Genomic DNA, 17,712 nt, shown 5'->3' with positions numbered 1-17,712 from the left:
GAGAACGCGGTGGTTGTCAATGAGGATTTTTTGGTGTCTGAGAAAATGCTTGACGGGGTATTTATGAGCAATAGAATTTTGTTAAGAGGTAATGATAGATTTTGTGGGTGTGGACATTAGTGTGTTAAGTATATAAAAAATATTTATGTCTTAAAAGCAGAATATTTGGTTCTATGAGAAGATTATGTAAGGGGGGAAAGAAAAGTGGTTCTAGTAAAAATGCTAAAGTCATATTGTTTATCCTCAAAGATAATTATTTCGATATTGGTATTAATTGCGCTATCCAATACTAATGGTTGGATTTTATCTTTCTCTGGCTGTTCTTATATGGGACTTAGTGAAACTTATGCTTGCTTCTATAATATACCTTCTATGTCCGAATCTCTTTGTTTTGAAGGAATTCATCCATTAATAAATTGGAGTCCAAGTGGCGAATTTTTCTGTGGTCTGCCAATAGTAACAAGCACAGATACACTAATTGGGGTATACAGAACGAGAACCTTTGAACCAATAGCTTCTGGATTTGTCTGTTGGCTTGATTTCATTCATGGTGACACATTAGTTTGTGTTACACCGGATTCAATAAATCAAAAGATTTACTTCCTCCCACCCCCTGATTTCAGTCGCATAGTTGATTCAGTTGTTTTTTCTGATACTGTTTTTAGGGAATTAGCTGGCGTAACTTATGACGGGAGGTTCTGGCTATTTCTTTGCGAATTCGAGCGCCCTTATCTTTTTATGCTATATGATCGGTCTTTTGACTCTTTATGGTTTATAGAGGATTCATCTAATAGTTTCTACCTATCAAAGAAAGGATTTTTAGTCGCTCCTAAACAAACAAGTTTGACAAGCGGTAGATGGCGCTATAAAATAGATATAATAAACTTATATCATCCTTCAGACACTGTGTCATTTACCGATATGATAGGCTCTATGCCACTATTAGCAGGGGATTTATTTCCTAACATAATAGCTTTTTCTAATAATGATTCTATTGTTTACATTCCTTTTCTGTATTCCGACGCATCGGATAAGATAGGTATTTTTATGTACAATATATTCGACAGAACCTACATAGACACTGTTGACTCCGAAGAAATTTATCAGGGCTCATTTCTTGGCATATCAAACATGGCCGTAACTCAGGACGGTAAATATGCAGTTTTGAGTTTATCATACTGGGCAACTGCCCATCCATATATGATAGCAGATCGCACGATATTGTATGATTTAGTTAATCATCATCACATATATACTATTGACACAATTTGCAGACTTCCGTCTCTTTCCATAAGTCCTATTGATCTCAACTTATCAAAAGTGGTGAGCTTAGAGTCTGAAAATAATATTAAATCCTATGTTTCGCTTCTAAATGATGCTATTCTGCTTTTTTGCCCCGTTAAAGCAACTTACAAATCCTTCTCCCTCCTCGACCTCACTGGCCGCACCGTCCACCGCTGGCAAGTCGAGCCAAAAGATGGCGACAAAATAATCCTTCCCCTGCCCGAGGGGCTACCTAACGGCGTTTACCTGCTTAGGGCTGGAAGCGGGAAAATAGTCGGGAAGGTGGTTTTGGTGAGATGAGCGGTTGGTTTAACAAAATGTTTTTCCTGCCTTTCAATTAAACTTATATTTCACAAAAAAGGAGGCAAAGGTGGGGCAGACTATCATCGAGAAGATTTTCGCAGCAAAAAGCGGCAAAACCTCAGTATCCCCGGGTGATGTGGTATGGATTTTCGTAGATGTCCGCAGCGCGCGCGATTTCGGCGGTCCTAATGTCGTAAAAAATCTCGAAAAATATTTCCCCAACACCCCGGTTATCGACCCGGAGCGGACTGTTTTTACATTCGATACCGTTTCGCCGGCGAATAACATTCAATACGCAGAAAATCAGCAAAAAGTAAGACAGTTCGCGAGAAAATTTGGAATACCGCTTTACGATGCCGGACACGGAATAGGCAGCCATGTGCTTATTGAGGAGGGCTGGGTGAGACCGGGGATGACAGTCGTAGGGACCGACAGCCATTACAACATAATGGGTGCTATAGGCGCGTTCGGACAGGGAATGGGCGACAGAGATATCGCATTCGCGTTCGCGACAGGGAAAGTGTGGTTCGAGGTGCCGCCAACGGTAAGAATTAATGTTGAAGGCTTTCCGAAAAACGAACTCGTAACCCCAAAAGACTTCGTGCTATTTATGCTTAAAAAATTTGGCTCACACGGTCTTCTCGGAAGAGTGGCCGAACTTTACGGGGATTATATAGATTCCCTCTCGCTCGCAGGAAGAATAACGGTAGCATCTATGGCTACAGAGATGGCGCTTATATCCATCATAATACCCCCCACCAAAGCCCTTCTCGACGAGCTTTCCAAGCTTTCTCCGCCGAGATGGGAATTCGAGCCTATACATGCAGACCTCGATGCCAAATACGAAGACGAAATAACGCTTAATATAACTGAGCTTGAACCTCTTATAGCGGCTCCCTATTCTCCTGATAATGTTCACACTGTGAAAGAACTGGCAGGGACCAAGATAGACACTGTTTTCATTGGAAGCTGCACTAACGGTAGGTTCGAGGACATTTCCGCTGCGGCGGACATCATAAGCACTGAAGGAATAGCTGAGGGGATAACGATGAAGGTGGTTCCTGCGACGAGGCGTGTAACAGGAGAACTTCTGCTTTCAAGCAAGTTCAGGGCACTTTTTGAGGCAGGCGCTATAGTATCGCATCCAGCATGCGCAGGTTGTGCTCAGGGACAGATAGGAATGACGGGAACCGGTGAGGTGCAAGTATCGACTGGAAACCGTAACTTCAGAGGAAAGCAGGGCGCGGGACAAACATACCTTGCAAGCCCCGTAACCGCTGCATTAGCAGCAGCAAAAGGGAAATTGTGGTTGCCCTGACCATGAGTGGTGATAAACAAGACTAAACTTTATGGCGAATAGGAAAGACCGTTTCGCTCGATTTTGCTTGTTTCTTGGAATCGCCGGGATAGTCGTTTCGTTCCTGATTTTCAGACCTTCGGATATTAGAAATACGCTCATAACTCGAAAGCAAGCCATATCAAAGGCACTTGATGCGCTGAGATTCACTTACCCCATCGATTCAAAGTTTGAGAAGCCACGCCTTGTGGAGAATAAAATCTACAATGCTTTAAGAATTTATTTTCCCAGCGATTCGGTCAGTGAGCTTGCCGGAAAATTTGATATTTCGCCCTTCACCTGGAAAATAGTCTGGCACGATGGTTCTACGGGAGAAGTGCTCGTTGATGCAGTTTACGCGCGAATAATCCGTTTTCAAGCAACAGTCAACGAGAAAAAGCCACTTTCTGGCACCAAAACCATAACGTTAAAACATCATAACAACAAAACTCTCATATCTCGGTTCTTCGAGGCTATAGGTGATACTGAGCATGGATTTGAATCTGTCGGAGTTTTGATAAATGAAAGTAAAGAGGTTACGGAGAGCACATTTATCTGGGAGAAACCTATCTCCGCGGACAGCGAGATTTGCTTGAGGCGGCTAATATCAATCGTTAGTGGTCGGATAAGTTTATACAAGCTTGAGATAGGCTTTTGCACTAATGGCCTGACTTACCTTCGCGCCGCAGATAGCATTGAGGTTTCCGCTGTAAGACCATCCGAGGAGAGTTTCTCCGCCTTTTTCACAGTAGTCTTCGTGATTTTACTTTTGTTTCTCGTTGCGTTAACGGGGGAGGTTCGCGAGATCAAAAATTTTAGGATTTTCACAAAATATGGTTTTCTGGTTGTGGCAAGCACTTTTATGGCAGCACTGTTTGGCGCCGAAATCAGGACTTTTAGCGATATTTTTGGCATCGATATTCCATATTTGCTCTTTAGAATAGCGGCTCAAACAGTAATGGCAGTCGCTGCGCTTTGGGCGGGACAGAAAGCTGGATTCTTAGTTGAATTCGCGCAAGACCATGACAAATCTCTTTTGTCAAAATTCACGAGCCCTAACGCTATAAAAGGCTATGTGGCGGGTTTTGGGCTTTTAGGATTATCGATTTTTGCTACTGCGGTTTATTCGAGGCTGAATCTTGGGGTGGGTGAGAGCTTCTATGTTACAAAGCTTGCCAATGCCTTTTCACCTGTGGTTTTCTCGTTTTTCATGGCGCTTTCAGCTGCGCTTTCGGAGGAGGCGATGTTTCGGTTTTTCACGATAAACTCGCTTTTCAAGCTTATGCGGAAAGTATGGGTCGCCGTGGCGCTATCTGCGCTTATATGGGCTGTCTTCCACACATTCGGCAGACTAACTCCGCAAACTTTTTTGTTTTTCCTTGATGGAGTGATACTCGCCCTGACCCTATATTATTACGGATTCTTTGCAGCAGTTATAGCACACTTTTCCCTCGACGCTGCCCTTATGGCGATAATCCTCGCTTACCTTCGCAATCCCTTTGCTTTGCTGGTCATTTTTGTGGCACTATCACCGCTTTTTTTGAGTAGATTAACGCGAACGAAGAAACCCGAGTTTCTCATTGCCGATGATGCTTCTTCGGAGACATAAATTTTACCTATGAAAATTTGTCTTTTAGCGCTAAATTTTGTTTATGATAGTCAAACTTATAAATTACACTCCCAAGCCTATTGAGACAGCTTTTACGGCTGCGCGGACCTGTTATTCGTCCGAGGGACCAGCTTCGATATGGAGCAGAGCTAAAGGCGATTCAGAACCAGCTATCACCCGCGACAGGATGCACTCACTTCTGGATAGAGTCATTGCATCAGGTCACATGTCAGTTCTGGAGCATATAAACTTTACATTTTCCATCGAGGGTTGCTCGCGAGCATGCTCACACCAGCTCGTAAGGCACAGAATAGCGAGTTATTCACAACAATCGCAGCGGTATGTCAAACTTAAGGAGAGAAATTTTGTTATCCCGCCGACCATAAGAGGAAACGATGAGGCGAGGGCAATATTCGAGAAGTTCCTTGATACCGCGAAGCTTACCTATGAAAAACTCGTCGAACTTGGGATACCAAAGGAGGATGCGAGATTCGTTCTGCCCAATGCGACGATGACGAATCTCGTTATGACGATGAATTTCAGAGAACTTTATACTGTTTGCCAGGTCAGACTATGCACCAGAGCTCAATGGGAGATACGGGAACTTTTCGTTAAGGTTAAGGCTGAGATAAAAAAAGTCCCCGAGCTTTCAGGACTTGCGGACTACCTTCAGCCCAAATGCATTATTCTTGGCTACTGTCCCGAGGAGAAGAGTTGTGGATTGATGCCATCAAAAAGCGAGGTTATCGGTGAGGGGAAATGACACCCAGGGAATTTATACAATTTTACAAGCAGGTTATGTCACAGTCTCCGCCCATAAGATTCCTTTTTGCAGGCGAGTGTCAGTACATGAAAGAGGTGCTTTTGCGAGGTTTTAAGCGTTCTGTTGCAGGCTTTGAGGACTTTAACCTCGAGACATTCTGGATGGACGATAAACCCGATATTTTCGCGATAATAAATTCGTTGGTTACATTTCCTGTTATGGGGGACAGGAGAATTGTTATACTCCGTGCATTCGAACCTTCCCGTGCCAACGAACAGAGATTCATCTCAAAACTCGCCAGCATGGACTTTCCAAAAACGACTGTGTTACTTGCTGAGTCGAAAAACCCGCCCGACAGAAGAACGAAAACCGGGAAAAACATCGCAAAACTTTTTCAGATATTTGACTTTCCGATGCCGAATCAGCGGGAGATGCTTGAATGGGTGTACTTCTTTGTGATGCGAAACAAGAAAAAGATTACTCCAAAAGCAGCGAATAATCTTGTCGAGAAAGCTGGCGTCTCGCTTCTTGACATTCGCTCCGAGATAGAAAAACTGGTGTCCTATGTTGAGAGCGAGCGAATAGATGTTGGTGATGTCGAGGATGTCGTGAGCCACAGCAGGTCAGCCCATATCTTTCAGTTTTCTAATGCGTTCATCGAGCTCGATTTTAGAAAAGCAACAAAACTTGCCACCGAATTGATGTCCTTCGGTGAAACATATGCGGTAATTCTTTCTTGGATTCGCAGGGGTTTGGGCGACATGATCTGGGCGAAAGTTTCACCGGGTAAACTTGGCGAAAAACTTGGTAGAAGAGCCTTTCTTGCCGAAAGACTTGTCCGTTCAGCGCGAAGGATAGACATTGAACACCTCTTCTCTGCTTTGAAGATTCTTCACGAAGCCGACATGTTAGTGAAATCGGGCAGCGCGGACGAGAAAACTGCAATAGTATGGGCTTTGGGCACCATAGAAAAAGTGCTTTCCACGCGTTAAGCCACAAAAAAGCCCCGCAAAGGCGGGGCAAGAGCGAATGTTGTTGCCAAGCGCACTATTAGTAAGTCTGCCACATCTGAGGCATGTTAAACATTGAGAATCCCATTATACTCGCGATTATAAGTGCTATAACGGCGAGTCCAAGGGCTACTATGGTAAGAATCCCCGTTATCTGGAAAAATGACGATAGCTTGCTTTGATATTCCACCAGATTCTCAGGAGATTTGCTTGCCAGAAGTTCGGTCGCCTTGTTGCCAGCCTGAAGAAGAAGTATGCCGAGCCAGATGTAAATCCACGCCCAAAGGATTCCTACTATAGATATAGCAGTTAACGCACCGGAAATTATCATGATGATTCCTAAAAATTTCATCCAGCCTTTGGACTTGGTCGCAGAAACCACAAGTTGCTCCCAAACTTGATCTTGAAGTTCCATGTTACCTCCTTGCTTGTGAATTTATCGTTTTTATAACATAAATAGATTCAAGCGTGTTGCAAATGAAAATAACGAACTTATATTACTTTGATTTTGCCGAGGAGGAAGGTTATGGATGCGATATACGAGGATGAGGTCTTGCTTCGCGCAATGCAGTTAACACCACGCCAGATAGTCTCGGAACTCGACAAATATGTTATAGGTCAGGACAATGCCAAGCGCGCAGTAGCAATAGCTCTTAGAAACCGCTGGCGCAGAATGCGGGTTAAGGGGGACATTCGCGAGGAGATAAAGCCAAATAACATTCTCATGGTCGGTCCTACAGGGGTCGGGAAAACGGAGATTTCGCGCAGGCTCGCTAAACTCGCTGGTGCACCGTTCGTTAAAGTAGAGGCATCCAAGTTCACCGAGGTAGGTTATGTTGGAAGGGATGTGGACAGTATGATAAGGGAACTTGTTCAGGTAGCCGTTGACATGGTTAAAAGTGAGCAGGCAGCTAAAGTCGAAGCTAAGGCTCGGCAAAATGTTAAAGAAAGAATTCTCGATGCACTTTTGCCAAGACCATCCACCGCGACCAATCTCGAGAGCTACAGCAGAACGAGAAGAAAACTCGAAGAACAACTTGAAGCCGGTTTGCTCGACGACAAAGAGATAGAAGTAAAAGTTAGCGTACCTCCCTTCCAAAGTATCGAAGTTATATCGCAGGCGGGGCTTGAGGAAATAGGCATAAACTTCCAGGACATGCTTAGTGACATAATGGGCAGGAAGAAAAAGACGCGACGGATGACCATTGCTGAAGCAAAAAATCAGCTTCTTCAGGAGGAGATAGAAAAGCTTCTCGATATGGATAAAGTGGTAAGCATAGCCAAAATTCGCGCCCAAGAAGCAGGGATTGTTTTCATAGACGAGATAGACAAAATAGTTGGTTCCAGAGGTGGCGTGGGACCTGATGTTTCCCGAGAGGGCGTTCAGCGCGATTTGCTCCCGCTGGTTGAGGGCACCACGGTAGTAACCAAATACGGCGTTGTAAGGACAGACCATATACTTTTCATAGCTGCGGGTGCATTCACCAACTCAAGCCCATCGGATCTTATCCCAGAGCTTCAAGGAAGGCTGCCCATAAGAGTAGAGCTTTCACCGCTTAGTGCAGATGATTTTAAAAGAATCCTCTCCGAACCAGAGAACTCTTTGATAAAACAATATCAAGCTATACTCGCTACCGAGGGCATAGAGCTCACATTTACTGATGGCGCGATAGAGGAGATAGCCAAAATAGCCTACGAAATAAACCAGCGAACCGAGGACATAGGTGCCCGAAGACTTCACACATCTATGAGCTTACTTCTTGAGGACATATTGTTCGATGCGCCCGATATCGCCCCCGCGAAAATTAAAATAACCAAAGCCATGGTCAGAAAAAAGCTGGGTCACATAGTTGGGGACGAGGATTTGATGAAATTCATATTGTAACGGCATGGATTAAAAAAGCCGGCGGCACTAACGCCACCGGCCCAGCCCACCATATGCACAAAAAGTAGTGGAAATATGTTCGGTGCTATGTTTTTTGTCCTATTGCATCCTTACCACCACCGAGCGAACCTCATACTTCTTGCCCTCATCGTCGGTGGCGATAACTTTATACACATAGCTTCCGTTGGCTATTCCGTCACCGGATTTGTCGTTTCCATCCCAGCCGAGTGAATGATAGCCCGGTGTCGTGGGACCGTCGAATGTTGCGACCAATCTTCCGCGCAGTGTGTAAACCTCAATCTTAACCGACTTCATTGGCCTTAGCAACGTGTATATGAACTCGGTATAATTCTTGAACGGGTTGGGGTAGTTCATCACATCTATAAGAGGGTTCCCTTTGCCAACTATGACCTCAACTTTGGCTACATTGTCGGTTTCGGTTATTTCGCCTATGGTTGAGTCAGGGTCAACAAGCACGAAAAGCTTTTGATAATACTCAGTCACAATGAACGGGAAGGATACTGTTGCTACGCTGTCTCCTGACGGCGAAAGTGTGCTTATTATCTGGTCGTCTCCCACCGGTGTGCCATCCATTGTAATGAGCCTTACCGGAATGTTATCGACCTTCATGTTGCCGCTGTAGTGAATCGTAGCATTTATGGTTATCTCGTCGCCCAATCCGAATGACTCAGGGGTTATGGCGATATCACTTTGGGTTACAGCCATATTAGCACCGTAGTAGAGCGTTTCGGGGTCTATCTCGACGAACCTTTCGCGAGTCTCGCTTGTGATTCGTTCTAGACCCTCGTATGGACCATAGAACTTGGATAGAGCAGCGTAGCAAAGCTCAAGCGTCCTATGGATTTCTGTCGTGGGAACAGACAGCTTAACTGGCACAGCCAACTTCTGACCCGGCGCCACATCGGGAAGGTGAATCGTTAGCTTCTTTGTCGTCGGGTCGAATTCGTGTTCGTAACTTGCGAGAAGCTCGCTGAACTGCGCATCCCTGCCTATCTCGAGTATTAACACGGGGTCTGCAGCGAGGTCATTGCCAATGTTTCCAGCGTTTATCGTAACTACAAGCTCGTTGTCGCCCTGCCTCAAAGTGAATTGACCATCCTCACCGACTGGAGTGCCGTTAACTTCGGTAATCTCCTTAAGCGGTATAAGTGAGGGACCCTGGGCAGCAATGTAGTAAGACCATCCACGCCCCTGTCGCTCGCGTCCAAGCCAGTCGTTGTAGCGAATAAGCGGATGAGTTGAAACCAGAAGCCTATCGGTCCCGAAGGGCGCGTCCACGACGGCTTTAACCATGAACCAGAAGTAGTTGTGGTCTTCGCCAGGGAAACTAACAAGTTCTGTCGGAATACTTATGGAAAGCACATTCCCGCTAAACGAACCGGTCATGGGAGAGTAAGCTGTGTCGAAGCGCTCCGGCTGAGGGTAACCGTATGTCCACTTTGCCTGAACGGGCGTAGGAACTGTTATATAGCTTTGAAGCGTATCCTGGAACTCAATAAGCCGCGCAGGAGCTATAACGAATTTAGGTCTGTTGTTTCCGCTCCATCTAACGACGGCGAATTTTGCTCCAGGAACTGTGAATGATGTCCACATTCCGCTGCCGTATGGCTCGTCATAACTGCGAACTTTTGCTCTAACAGTGAATGGTATGTCGTAAACTCCGATAGGCAAGTTGGGGTCGACGACGAAGTGATATATGAAGTAAACCCTTCTTGAGCTCTGGACCTCAGGTATCATGGCTGAGTAGTCCGGGTTGCCTATTCTGAACAACATCTCGTGTTCCGAAGGATTGAACCGCCAGCCAGCTCTCATCGTACGCGGGTCGTCGCCGGGAATCCATTCGCCTGTAGTTTCGTCCAGATGAGCCGGCACGAACGGTCTCGGATACGCTGAATACCACAGGACGGGATATGTAGCGCCGAGTGAGCTTAGGTCAGGCACGAATGTGATGCTATCCCATATGTCGCCACTACCATTGTCCACCTCGACTATCATCGTGAAAACCGCACCTGTGTCGGTTTTAGGATAACCAGCTTCGCGGAGGAAGTGGGAATCGGGCAGTGAGGCAGCCCAGGGCAAAGCGGTAAATATTCTTTCGTCGCGTGTTGGGTCCACGCGCGCATGAGTTATAAGGTCGGGCGAGAACAGAGAGAACGGGTCTCTTCCACCTACTTGAACAGTAACATTTATAGCGCCGTCACCGGCTGAGTTGACCCACGGGTCAAAGGCGGCATCGAATCTGTGAGGCTCGTTATAATCGCGAATCCTGTAACGAAGGTAAATGGTGTCCGGATAAAGCGACACAACCGTGGGGGTCACATTTCTTGAGATGTATATGTGATGTCCCTTGGCTTCGGCGAATAGAGCATGAGACCATTGTACCCACGGCGAGCCGCCGAATATTTCCTCGTTAACCAATACAGCGCCTTCGTTAATCTTAACTGGTCCCTCTTTGCCGTTTCCGTGCCATATAACGCGCAACGAAAGATGAGTCTCGCCAAGTTTTTCTGGAACATCGTCACCATAAGTTGAGTCGGCGCCGGGACACCAACCAACATGTGGGCGCGCAAGTTCACCCTCAATAGTAACGCTCGTATCCCATGGATTGGTCGCGAAAATAGCCTCCGCATCCTCGCCATTCCCGGGTGGGAACCTGTCGTGAAGATAGCCCGTGCGGGAAACGAATCTGTCGCCGTAGTCGTCGCGCCAGTCATCCACGCCATCTCCATTATCATCATCGAGAGCAGGCGGTATAAGTATCTGTGGGCAGTAAAGTTCGTACTTAAACGGATATTCAACCATAAACGGCTCCGTGGGAACATGGGGATTGGTGTCGATAAGTGTGATATATTCCGGGAAAATCTTCGACCAATCCGGGCTACCGTCAGAGTTCCTCGGTATGTCGATACTATAATTTCCTATTCCCTTCGGAATTGTCACCACCACATAGCCAAAAACGCCGTCGCCAAGAGTGTCGGGCGTCATTGATGTTCTCGTCCAACCTCTATCCCACGGGTCAGCATAGTTATACGAGAATCTTCCAAGGTCGTAACCGACATTAGCAATCCAGTAGTATGTGTATTCCGTAGAAGCGGTGACTTTAAAGTCTATGTATGCTGTTCCGTTTGAGGGCAGTGCCTGTAGTTCGCTGCCAGTTGATGGGTCAGTAATCTTGTAAACCTGATTAACATACTCAAACTGGAGCGGGTTGGGAAGCGGCGCATAATATGTATAGCTGACCCTTATTGGCACTACTCTTCTCTGACCCCATATTGTCTTGTAAGTTATTTTGCCGTAAAGCGTATCCTCAGGCGGCGGGAACGGTGATGTCATAGTTGGTTCGTGTCCACCAAGGTTCAAAACTGCAATATAAGCGCGCCTTGGATAAGGTATCACGCCCCAGTCAGTTTCAATAGTATCGCCGGGAGCGGGTCTGTAGCTCGTGTCAGCGACAAATCTGAATCCCTCGTATGAACCGTGTCTCATCTTAATCATCCTTACGAAAACCACATTATCAGATGCATCTCTTTCCATCCACCAGCGCCAGTTGGGGTAATAGTAGCCTGTGTCTGAGGGTGGCCTGTCGCCAGGGTCGAGTCCAAGGTGATGTGCGGCGCCGATAGCCATATCAATTAGCGGTGGCGGGTCAATCCATAGCTCCCAGCTTGCATAAGGGTCAAACCACTGATGACCACCTACCTGCCCTACATTCCACACCAAGCGCCAGGCTCTTATAAGGTCGCCGGGGTCTGTAACCTCGAAAACTCCATCGCCGTCGCTGTCAACCGGGCGAATGCCATCGTGGTCTATGTCCTCATAGCTGTTGCTCCATGGATTGAACCAGTAAACCTGAACGAGTTGAACAGAATCGGGTCGTGGATGAATAGTGGAGAAATCAAGCCATGCGTCAGGGTCACCGTCACCGTCAATGTCATATTCGACAGTAGTTGGGAATCCGGGCGTTGAGTCTGCGGTTCCGCGGAGAACATCGACAAATCTTCCTCCCGGTGTGCGGATTATTGGTATCTCGCTTGGACCAACCCAATAAATAGGAACATCAAGTGGCACGAGCTGAACATACTTTGTCTCGAGCGCAGATGTGCGCTCTTTGTTCTCCATGGTACAGAAAATCTTAAACGGCTGGAAATACTCGCCGAGAATGTTTTTCCAATTCAGGTCGGCATCGGCTATAATGTGCGCACTGAAAAGAACTCTTGCCCACAGGTCGTGACGGTAGTCTATGTCGCGGCGGTTGCAGCTACTCTCATAAAACCTTGCAGTTCCAGTGCTGACGCTAAGATAGTCGCTCGTCAGCGTGCCGGTTCTTGGGTCCGTGTAAGGGGGTGTGCGAAGCCTGTATTGTATTACGGTAGTAGCACCGGGCGCTACTGTTCCAATGTTCCAGTAAATAGTGTTGCCGGAAACCGTCGGTGAGGGTCCGCTGGGGCAGTCGACATAGTCGAGGTAACTATTTTTATACTCGTAGACCACCGTATTGGTGAGGTTCTCGTCCCACAGGTTCCTTATTCTGACAGTTATGGTTACGGTAACGGAGTCATCAGCTGGAATGGCGAAGGGTGCGACATGCGTTGATTCTGGTAGCACCACGGGGCTGTGGATTTTTCGCTGATGGAGCATTTTGTGGCAGAAGCCGTAAAGTATGCCGTTAGCGGTCCAAAGCCACTGCGTATGGTCTGATGTTTGAACTGCGCCGGCGGCGGGGATTCCCGCGACCAAAACAATCTTCCCGCCATGAGCATCCGGACCAGTTATCTCTATAGCTGCGGGTTTACCCACATCGGTAGAATCCCAGGCTGATGTATAGGTCAGAATGGTATTATATCTCGTCGAAAGCGTTGGTGCGCCGACTGTGTATATGCCACCTGACTGCCACACGAAACCAAGAGGGTGCGAGGAGTCGATAACAGCGACAGGGGCTATCTGGTCGGGCATAGGACCATTAACCCTATCGGTAAGGTCGACAGTTCCGACTGGAATTAATCCGAGCGCTTCGAGCAAGTATCCACCGTTGCCCTCGGCGTAGACTATTCCACCATCCTCGAGGAAGTCCTGTATTGCCGTCGCGAGTGATGGATATGTGGTTGCTACATCTCTTATATAATCGCCGCCGTCGATGCCGTATTCTATGAATGATGGTATAACGAGCACTCTCGTGCGCCAGTCTATGGATGATGCCAACGATGAGTCGTAAACATAAAAAGCCCAATCAGGAAGGTGGTCTGGAACGAACCTTTGCAGGATGTTCCTGAAGTAGGGTGCCTCCCATGTTACGGACTGTCCTAAAGGGTCTGTGATTGTGCTTTTAAGAACGGCTATGGCTTTGTAGCCGGGGACGGAAATAGAATAAGCTCTGTTTACCCTATCGATGTCGAATGAGCCGTTCCATGTTACCGTAAAAGTGTTTCTCGTTATCGAGTCAGGATACACGAATGAGCCTCTCATAGAACCCGACGCGATCCATAGTATTGGCAGCTCGCCGTATTCGTAGCCGAGTTTTGGGTCGACATTGCCCGTTCTTATCCATTGGTTTTCAGTAGCCACGCGCCATGCGAAAATGTAAGCGTTGGTGATGTTGGATTGACTGCTGTCGAGGGGAATTTCAACGACACCTGCCGTTGAGATGGTTAAAACTGCCATTATGATAATGGCAGCGGAGAGAAACTTAGACATAACTCCCCCTCCTTTCCTAAATTGATTAGCTTCCTTGTATTAATTTTACATAAAAATATTGCCTTTTCAACAAATATTCTTTTCCCTTCCTTAAATAATTGATGACAAGTTCGCGAAAAAGTTTATAACCTTTTGAAATTAAATGAGATAAGATAGGCATATATCTCTGGATTTTTTGTCAGAAAATATACTTTTCTCCGCTTTCAATAAGAGCTTTAGCTATCCTAACAGCTTGTATCGCGCCTGAAACATCGTGGACCCGCAATATATCGGCTCCGAGCATCGCTGCGAACACGAAGGTAACAAATGAGCCGGGGTCTCTCTTTGATGGGTCTTTTTCGTCGGTATAGTGCCCTATAAAAGACTTCCTCGATGTTCCAATAAGTACGGGAAATCCAAGTTCTCTTAGTTTTGGTATGCCCCACAATAGAGCGAGATTGTCCTCAAATCGTTTTCCAAATCCAATTCCGGGGTCAATTATTATGTTTTCCTCAGGAACTCCTGCACGCAATGCTTCCTCGGCGCGGCTTGAAAGCCAGCGGTAAACCTCATCCAGAACATCGTCGTAGTAAGGGTTTTTCTGCATGTCGCGCGGTGTGCCCTTGATGTGGGATATCACTATCTTAACATTATAAGATGCCGCGAGTTCGAACATGTCTGGAGAAAATGTTCCGCCGGAAATGTCATTAATCCAATTCGCGCCGGCTTCGACAGCTTTTCGCGCAACATCCGATTTATAAGTATCTATGGATATGACTGCATCGGGGATCTGAGAACGGATTTTTTCTATTACAGGTATCGTTCTCGCGAGTTCCTCCTCAAGTGGGACAGGTTCTGCTCCCGGGCGCGTGGACTCTCCGCCGATGTCAACTATATTGGCACCTTGAGAGAGAAGACCTATGGCATGCTTAACTGCTTTCTCAGGGTTGAAATACTCGCCGCCATCTGAGAATGAGTCCGGGGTGACATTGACTACTCCCATGAATTTCACGCTTGATAATCCCGAGAGCGCTTTCTTAAGTAGCGTGCCCGAAATTTCGAGGCTCATTGGCCCCCCTTTCTCAAATGCCAAATGCCATAAGAATAAAGCCTACAATAAGTCCGAATGCGAGGTTGAATACTTTAATTTTGAGCGCATCTCCCACGGAAAAGCCGAGTATGGGCAGTAGTCCGTGACCATCCTGAACTATCGAGTTGGTAAGCATTATTGAGAACGGTAATATCCCCTGCGCGAACAAGGTTACGAAAAGAATGTTTGGTCCCGATACCGGCAATATCCCTACCACTGCCGCCACAAGTAAAAGCATATACTTGTTATGCGTTATTATTTGTTCTATGTATATGAATTGCCCTATGAACTTGACGAATAGCAGGCTGATGAAAATCCAGAACACGATACTTACCATGTGCTTTTTTATTATATGACCCCATATGTGCTCTTTTACGAAATGACCAATCGGTATAAGCCTTATGTGAGTTGTGTCTATTTCCGGGTGCTTTTCTATCAAGCATTTTTCGCAAACCCTAAGATTTATCGCTTTAGCCACTGTATCGGCGAGCCATCCGGCGAATATTCCCAGAACAAAAAGGGAACCAAAAAGCATAGAGAGCGTTTTTATGTTGATACTGTTTGACACTGCGAGCTGACTTAGAAGCACGAATGCCTCATCACCGCATGTTGAAACCATGACAGCCACTATAGCACCAAAGCTTGCTATACCAGCCATGTACATGGCATCTATGAAGAATGTCCCGGTGCAGCCCGGCACCGAACCTGCCAGTGAGCTAACAAGATACTGTACCCATCGTCTTTTTACGAAAGCTCTCTCAATAATCTGACCGAACCGTATTACGAGAACCTCTACGAGAACGAAGAGGCAAAATACTATTACTGATATAATGGCGGTCTGAATTAATACTGGTTTAACCCATTGCCACAAAGACATTTTACCCTCCACATGGGTAGAGGAGGCAATTTAGCTCGTTATTCAATGGAGAAGCCGATGGTTTTGTCGCTTTTTTCGCCCGCTACCTTTATCTCCCCAAATTTGGACTCGTACTTTTTGATGTTGTCCTCGAGAGCTTTCATAAGGTTCTTCACATTAATTGGGGTCATTATTATTCTTGCCTGAACCTTCGCTTTGGGGACACCGGGCACAGCCCTTACAAAGTCAAGCACAAACTCGGACGGTGAATGGGCTATTATCACCAGATTAGAGTATGTTCCCTCGGACACATTCTCTGGAATCTCGATCTGAAGTTTACCGGGAATTGGTCCACCGTTAGGCATGTCTCACCTCCTTTTTTAGCAAATGTAGTTATTGTCGGGATTATGGCAAGAGAATTATAGTTCGTCAATCATATCCTTTGTATCTTTGCCAGCTGATTTTTACTTCACAAATCCGCTAATTCGGGTTAAATTTTTTTCAATCAAAGGAGGCACAATGAACTCACTCTGGGCCGTTTTGTTCTCTTTTTCTTTATTAGTTATCGGATACATTTTCTACTCAAGGCGGCTTGAGAGGCTCTGGGGTATTGACCCTTCACGAGAAACCCCGGCCGAGAGCAAATACGACGGTACCGATTATGTCCCGGCAAAGCACTGGCTTGTGCTTTTTGGTCATCATTTCTCATCGATAGCAGGAGCGGGTCCGATTTTGGGACCGGTTATAGCCACGATGCTCTGGGGATGGGTTCCTACCGTGTTGTGGCTCGTTTTGGGTTCCATACTTCTTGGCGGTGTTCACGATTTTTCGGCTCTGGTGGCATCGCTAAGGACCGGCGGTAAGTCTATTGCTGATGTTTGTGAGGTAACGATGTCGCGGCGTGCCAAGATGATTTTTGCGGCTTTCATATGGCTTACTCTGGTTCTTGTAATATCAGTTTTCGCTGCCGCAGCTGCAAAAACACTATCCACAACGCCAGAGGTGGTGATACCTACCTTTGGATTATTTGTTGTAGCGGTTATTGTGGGGTTTTTGCTTTATAAATTAAAACTAAGTCTTCCTGTGGTAACATTAATAGGCATCGCGATGCTTTTTGGGCTTATCGTTCTGGGTTACAATTACCCCATTAATCTTGGTCCGAACTCGTTTAATATCTGGCTGCTCGTTCTTTTCGTTTACGCCTACATAGCGTCAGTTCTACCGGTAAACATTCTGCTTCAGCCAAGGGATTATCTTGCTGCGTTCGTTCTGTTTTTTGGGCTTGTGGCGGGATACATTGGTCTTTTCCTTACCCATCCGCAGATACATGCACCAGCATACATATCATTTAGTTCGTCGAAAGGCGGGCTGTGGCCCATGATGTTCGTCATAGTTGCCTGTGGAGCTATATCTGGATTCCATTCTCTCGTTTCGAGCGGCACGACATCGAAACAACTTGCCAGCGAGCGCGACGCGAGGAAGATAGGTTATGGCGCCATGATAACAGAAAGCATTCTTGCAGTACTTGCCACCCTGAGTGTTGCCGCTGGACTTTATTGGCTCGGTGGACCGAAGGGTTTGGTATATCCCGAATTGATGAAAGGCGGAAACTGGATAAAGACATTCGGGACAGGTTACGGGCAGATTGTGAAACCCCTTTTCGGGGTATTCGGTCTCCTCATCGGGATAACGATGCTTAAGACCTTCATAATGACCACTCTTGACACTGCGACGAGAATAGCGCGTTATGTTGGGCAGGAGCTTTTCGGCGAGGGTCTTGGGCTTAGGCTTATCTCAAGCAAATACATCAGCACCACGATAATAATACTTTTCGCCTTTTATCTTTCGCTTGGGGCTTGGCAGTCTATCTGGCCCATATTTGGAG

At 46.5% G+C, this 17,712-nt stretch carries 12 protein-coding genes; 7 read left to right on the top strand and 5 right to left on the bottom strand.

Annotation, left to right across the window (positions count from 1 at the left end; genetic code table 11):
• Positions 1–372 precede the first annotated feature (372 nt).
• The 5 genes from J7J62_08580 (at position 373) to holA (ending at position 6,287) form a co-directional block, all read left to right on the top strand.
• A complete protein-coding gene (locus J7J62_08580) occupies positions 373–1,584 on the top strand; it encodes a hypothetical protein (protein ID MCD6125207.1) in 1,212 nt (403 codons plus the stop codon).
• Between the two features lie 70 nt (positions 1,585–1,654).
• Complete coding sequence (locus tag J7J62_08575) at positions 1,655–2,905, top strand: 3-isopropylmalate dehydratase large subunit (protein MCD6125206.1); 1,251 nt, start codon at positions 1,655–1,657, stop codon at positions 2,903–2,905.
• 31 nt (positions 2,906–2,936) lie between these two features.
• Positions 2,937–4,532, top strand: a complete 1,596-nt coding sequence (locus J7J62_08570; protein MCD6125205.1) for a CPBP family intramembrane metalloprotease — start codon at positions 2,937–2,939, stop codon at positions 4,530–4,532.
• A 43-nt stretch (positions 4,533–4,575) separates the two neighbouring features.
• Complete coding sequence (locus tag J7J62_08565) at positions 4,576–5,295, top strand: FAD-dependent thymidylate synthase (GenBank protein ID MCD6125204.1); 720 nt, start codon at positions 4,576–4,578, stop codon at positions 5,293–5,295.
• Entirely contained in the window at positions 5,292–6,287 is a 996-nt protein-coding gene (gene holA / locus J7J62_08560; GenBank protein MCD6125203.1) for a DNA polymerase III subunit delta, read from the top strand. Before J7J62_08565 ends, holA begins: the two co-directional genes overlap by 4 nt.
• Before the next feature lie 58 nt (positions 6,288–6,345).
• Here holA and J7J62_08555 read toward each other — a convergent pair whose 3' ends face one another.
• Complete coding sequence (locus tag J7J62_08555) at positions 6,346–6,720, bottom strand: DUF5362 domain-containing protein (GenBank protein ID MCD6125202.1); 375 nt, start codon at positions 6,718–6,720, stop codon at positions 6,346–6,348.
• A gap of 150 nt (positions 6,721–6,870) precedes the next feature.
• On the opposite strand from J7J62_08555, the gene hslU reads away from it, so the two are divergent.
• Positions 6,871–8,190 (top strand): ATP-dependent protease ATPase subunit HslU, encoded by a 1,320-nt coding sequence (hslU, locus tag J7J62_08550; GenBank protein ID MCD6125201.1) that lies wholly within the window; start codon positions 6,871–6,873, stop codon positions 8,188–8,190.
• Positions 8,191–8,289: 99 nt separating this feature from the next.
• Here hslU and J7J62_08545 read toward each other — a convergent pair whose 3' ends face one another.
• The 4 genes from J7J62_08545 to J7J62_08530 form a co-directional block, all read right to left on the bottom strand.
• The gene (locus J7J62_08545; protein MCD6125200.1) at positions 8,290–13,902 is read right to left on the bottom strand and encodes a hypothetical protein; all 5,613 of its coding nucleotides are present in this window, start codon (positions 13,900–13,902) and stop codon (positions 8,290–8,292) included.
• 178 nt (positions 13,903–14,080) lie between these two features.
• A complete protein-coding gene (folP, locus tag J7J62_08540; protein ID MCD6125199.1) occupies positions 14,081–14,950 on the bottom strand; it encodes a dihydropteroate synthase in 870 nt (289 codons plus the stop codon).
• A 13-nt stretch (positions 14,951–14,963) separates the two neighbouring features.
• Entirely contained in the window at positions 14,964–15,848 is an 885-nt protein-coding gene (locus J7J62_08535) for an arsenic efflux protein (GenBank protein MCD6125198.1), read from the bottom strand.
• Between the two features lie 38 nt (positions 15,849–15,886).
• Positions 15,887–16,192: a DUF3467 domain-containing protein gene (locus tag J7J62_08530; GenBank protein ID MCD6125197.1), complete on the bottom strand. Its 306-nt coding sequence runs from the start codon at positions 16,190–16,192 to the stop codon at positions 15,887–15,889.
• Positions 16,193–16,346: 154 nt separating this feature from the next.
• Here J7J62_08530 and J7J62_08525 point away from each other — a divergent pair.
• On the top strand, positions 16,347–17,712 hold a 1,366-nt coding region (locus tag J7J62_08525), incomplete at its 3' end, for a carbon starvation protein A (GenBank protein MCD6125196.1).

This window comes from bacterium (assembly GCA_021159335.1).
Taxonomy (GTDB): Bacteria; UBP14; UBA6098; order B30-G16; family B30-G16; genus JAGGRZ01.
Note: the sequence above shows the minus strand (reverse complement) of the source record. Positions and strands in the feature narration are given on the sequence as shown.

Bases quoted from the DNA above. Each gene is read 5' to 3' on its own strand.
- J7J62_08580 (MCD6125207.1), top strand. From the start codon at position 373: ATGTCCGAATCTCTTTGTTTTGAAGGAATTCATCCATTAATAAATTGG.
- J7J62_08570 (MCD6125205.1), top strand. From the start codon at position 2,937: ATGGCGAATAGGAAAGACCGTTTCGCTCGATTTTGCTTGTTTCTTGGA.
- J7J62_08565 (MCD6125204.1), top strand. From the start codon at position 4,576: ATGATAGTCAAACTTATAAATTACACTCCCAAGCCTATTGAGACAGCT.
- holA (MCD6125203.1), top strand. From the start codon at position 5,292: ATGACACCCAGGGAATTTATACAATTTTACAAGCAGGTTATGTCACAG.
- J7J62_08555 (MCD6125202.1), bottom strand. From the start codon at position 6,720: ATGGAACTTCAAGATCAAGTTTGGGAGCAACTTGTGGTTTCTGCGACC.
- hslU (MCD6125201.1), top strand. From the start codon at position 6,871: ATGCAGTTAACACCACGCCAGATAGTCTCGGAACTCGACAAATATGTT.
- J7J62_08545 (MCD6125200.1), bottom strand. From the start codon at position 13,902: ATGTCTAAGTTTCTCTCCGCTGCCATTATCATAATGGCAGTTTTAACC.
- folP (MCD6125199.1), bottom strand. From the start codon at position 14,950: ATGAGCCTCGAAATTTCGGGCACGCTACTTAAGAAAGCGCTCTCGGGA.
- J7J62_08535 (MCD6125198.1), bottom strand. From the start codon at position 15,848: ATGTCTTTGTGGCAATGGGTTAAACCAGTATTAATTCAGACCGCCATT.
- J7J62_08530 (MCD6125197.1), bottom strand. From the start codon at position 16,192: ATGCCTAACGGTGGACCAATTCCCGGTAAACTTCAGATCGAGATTCCA.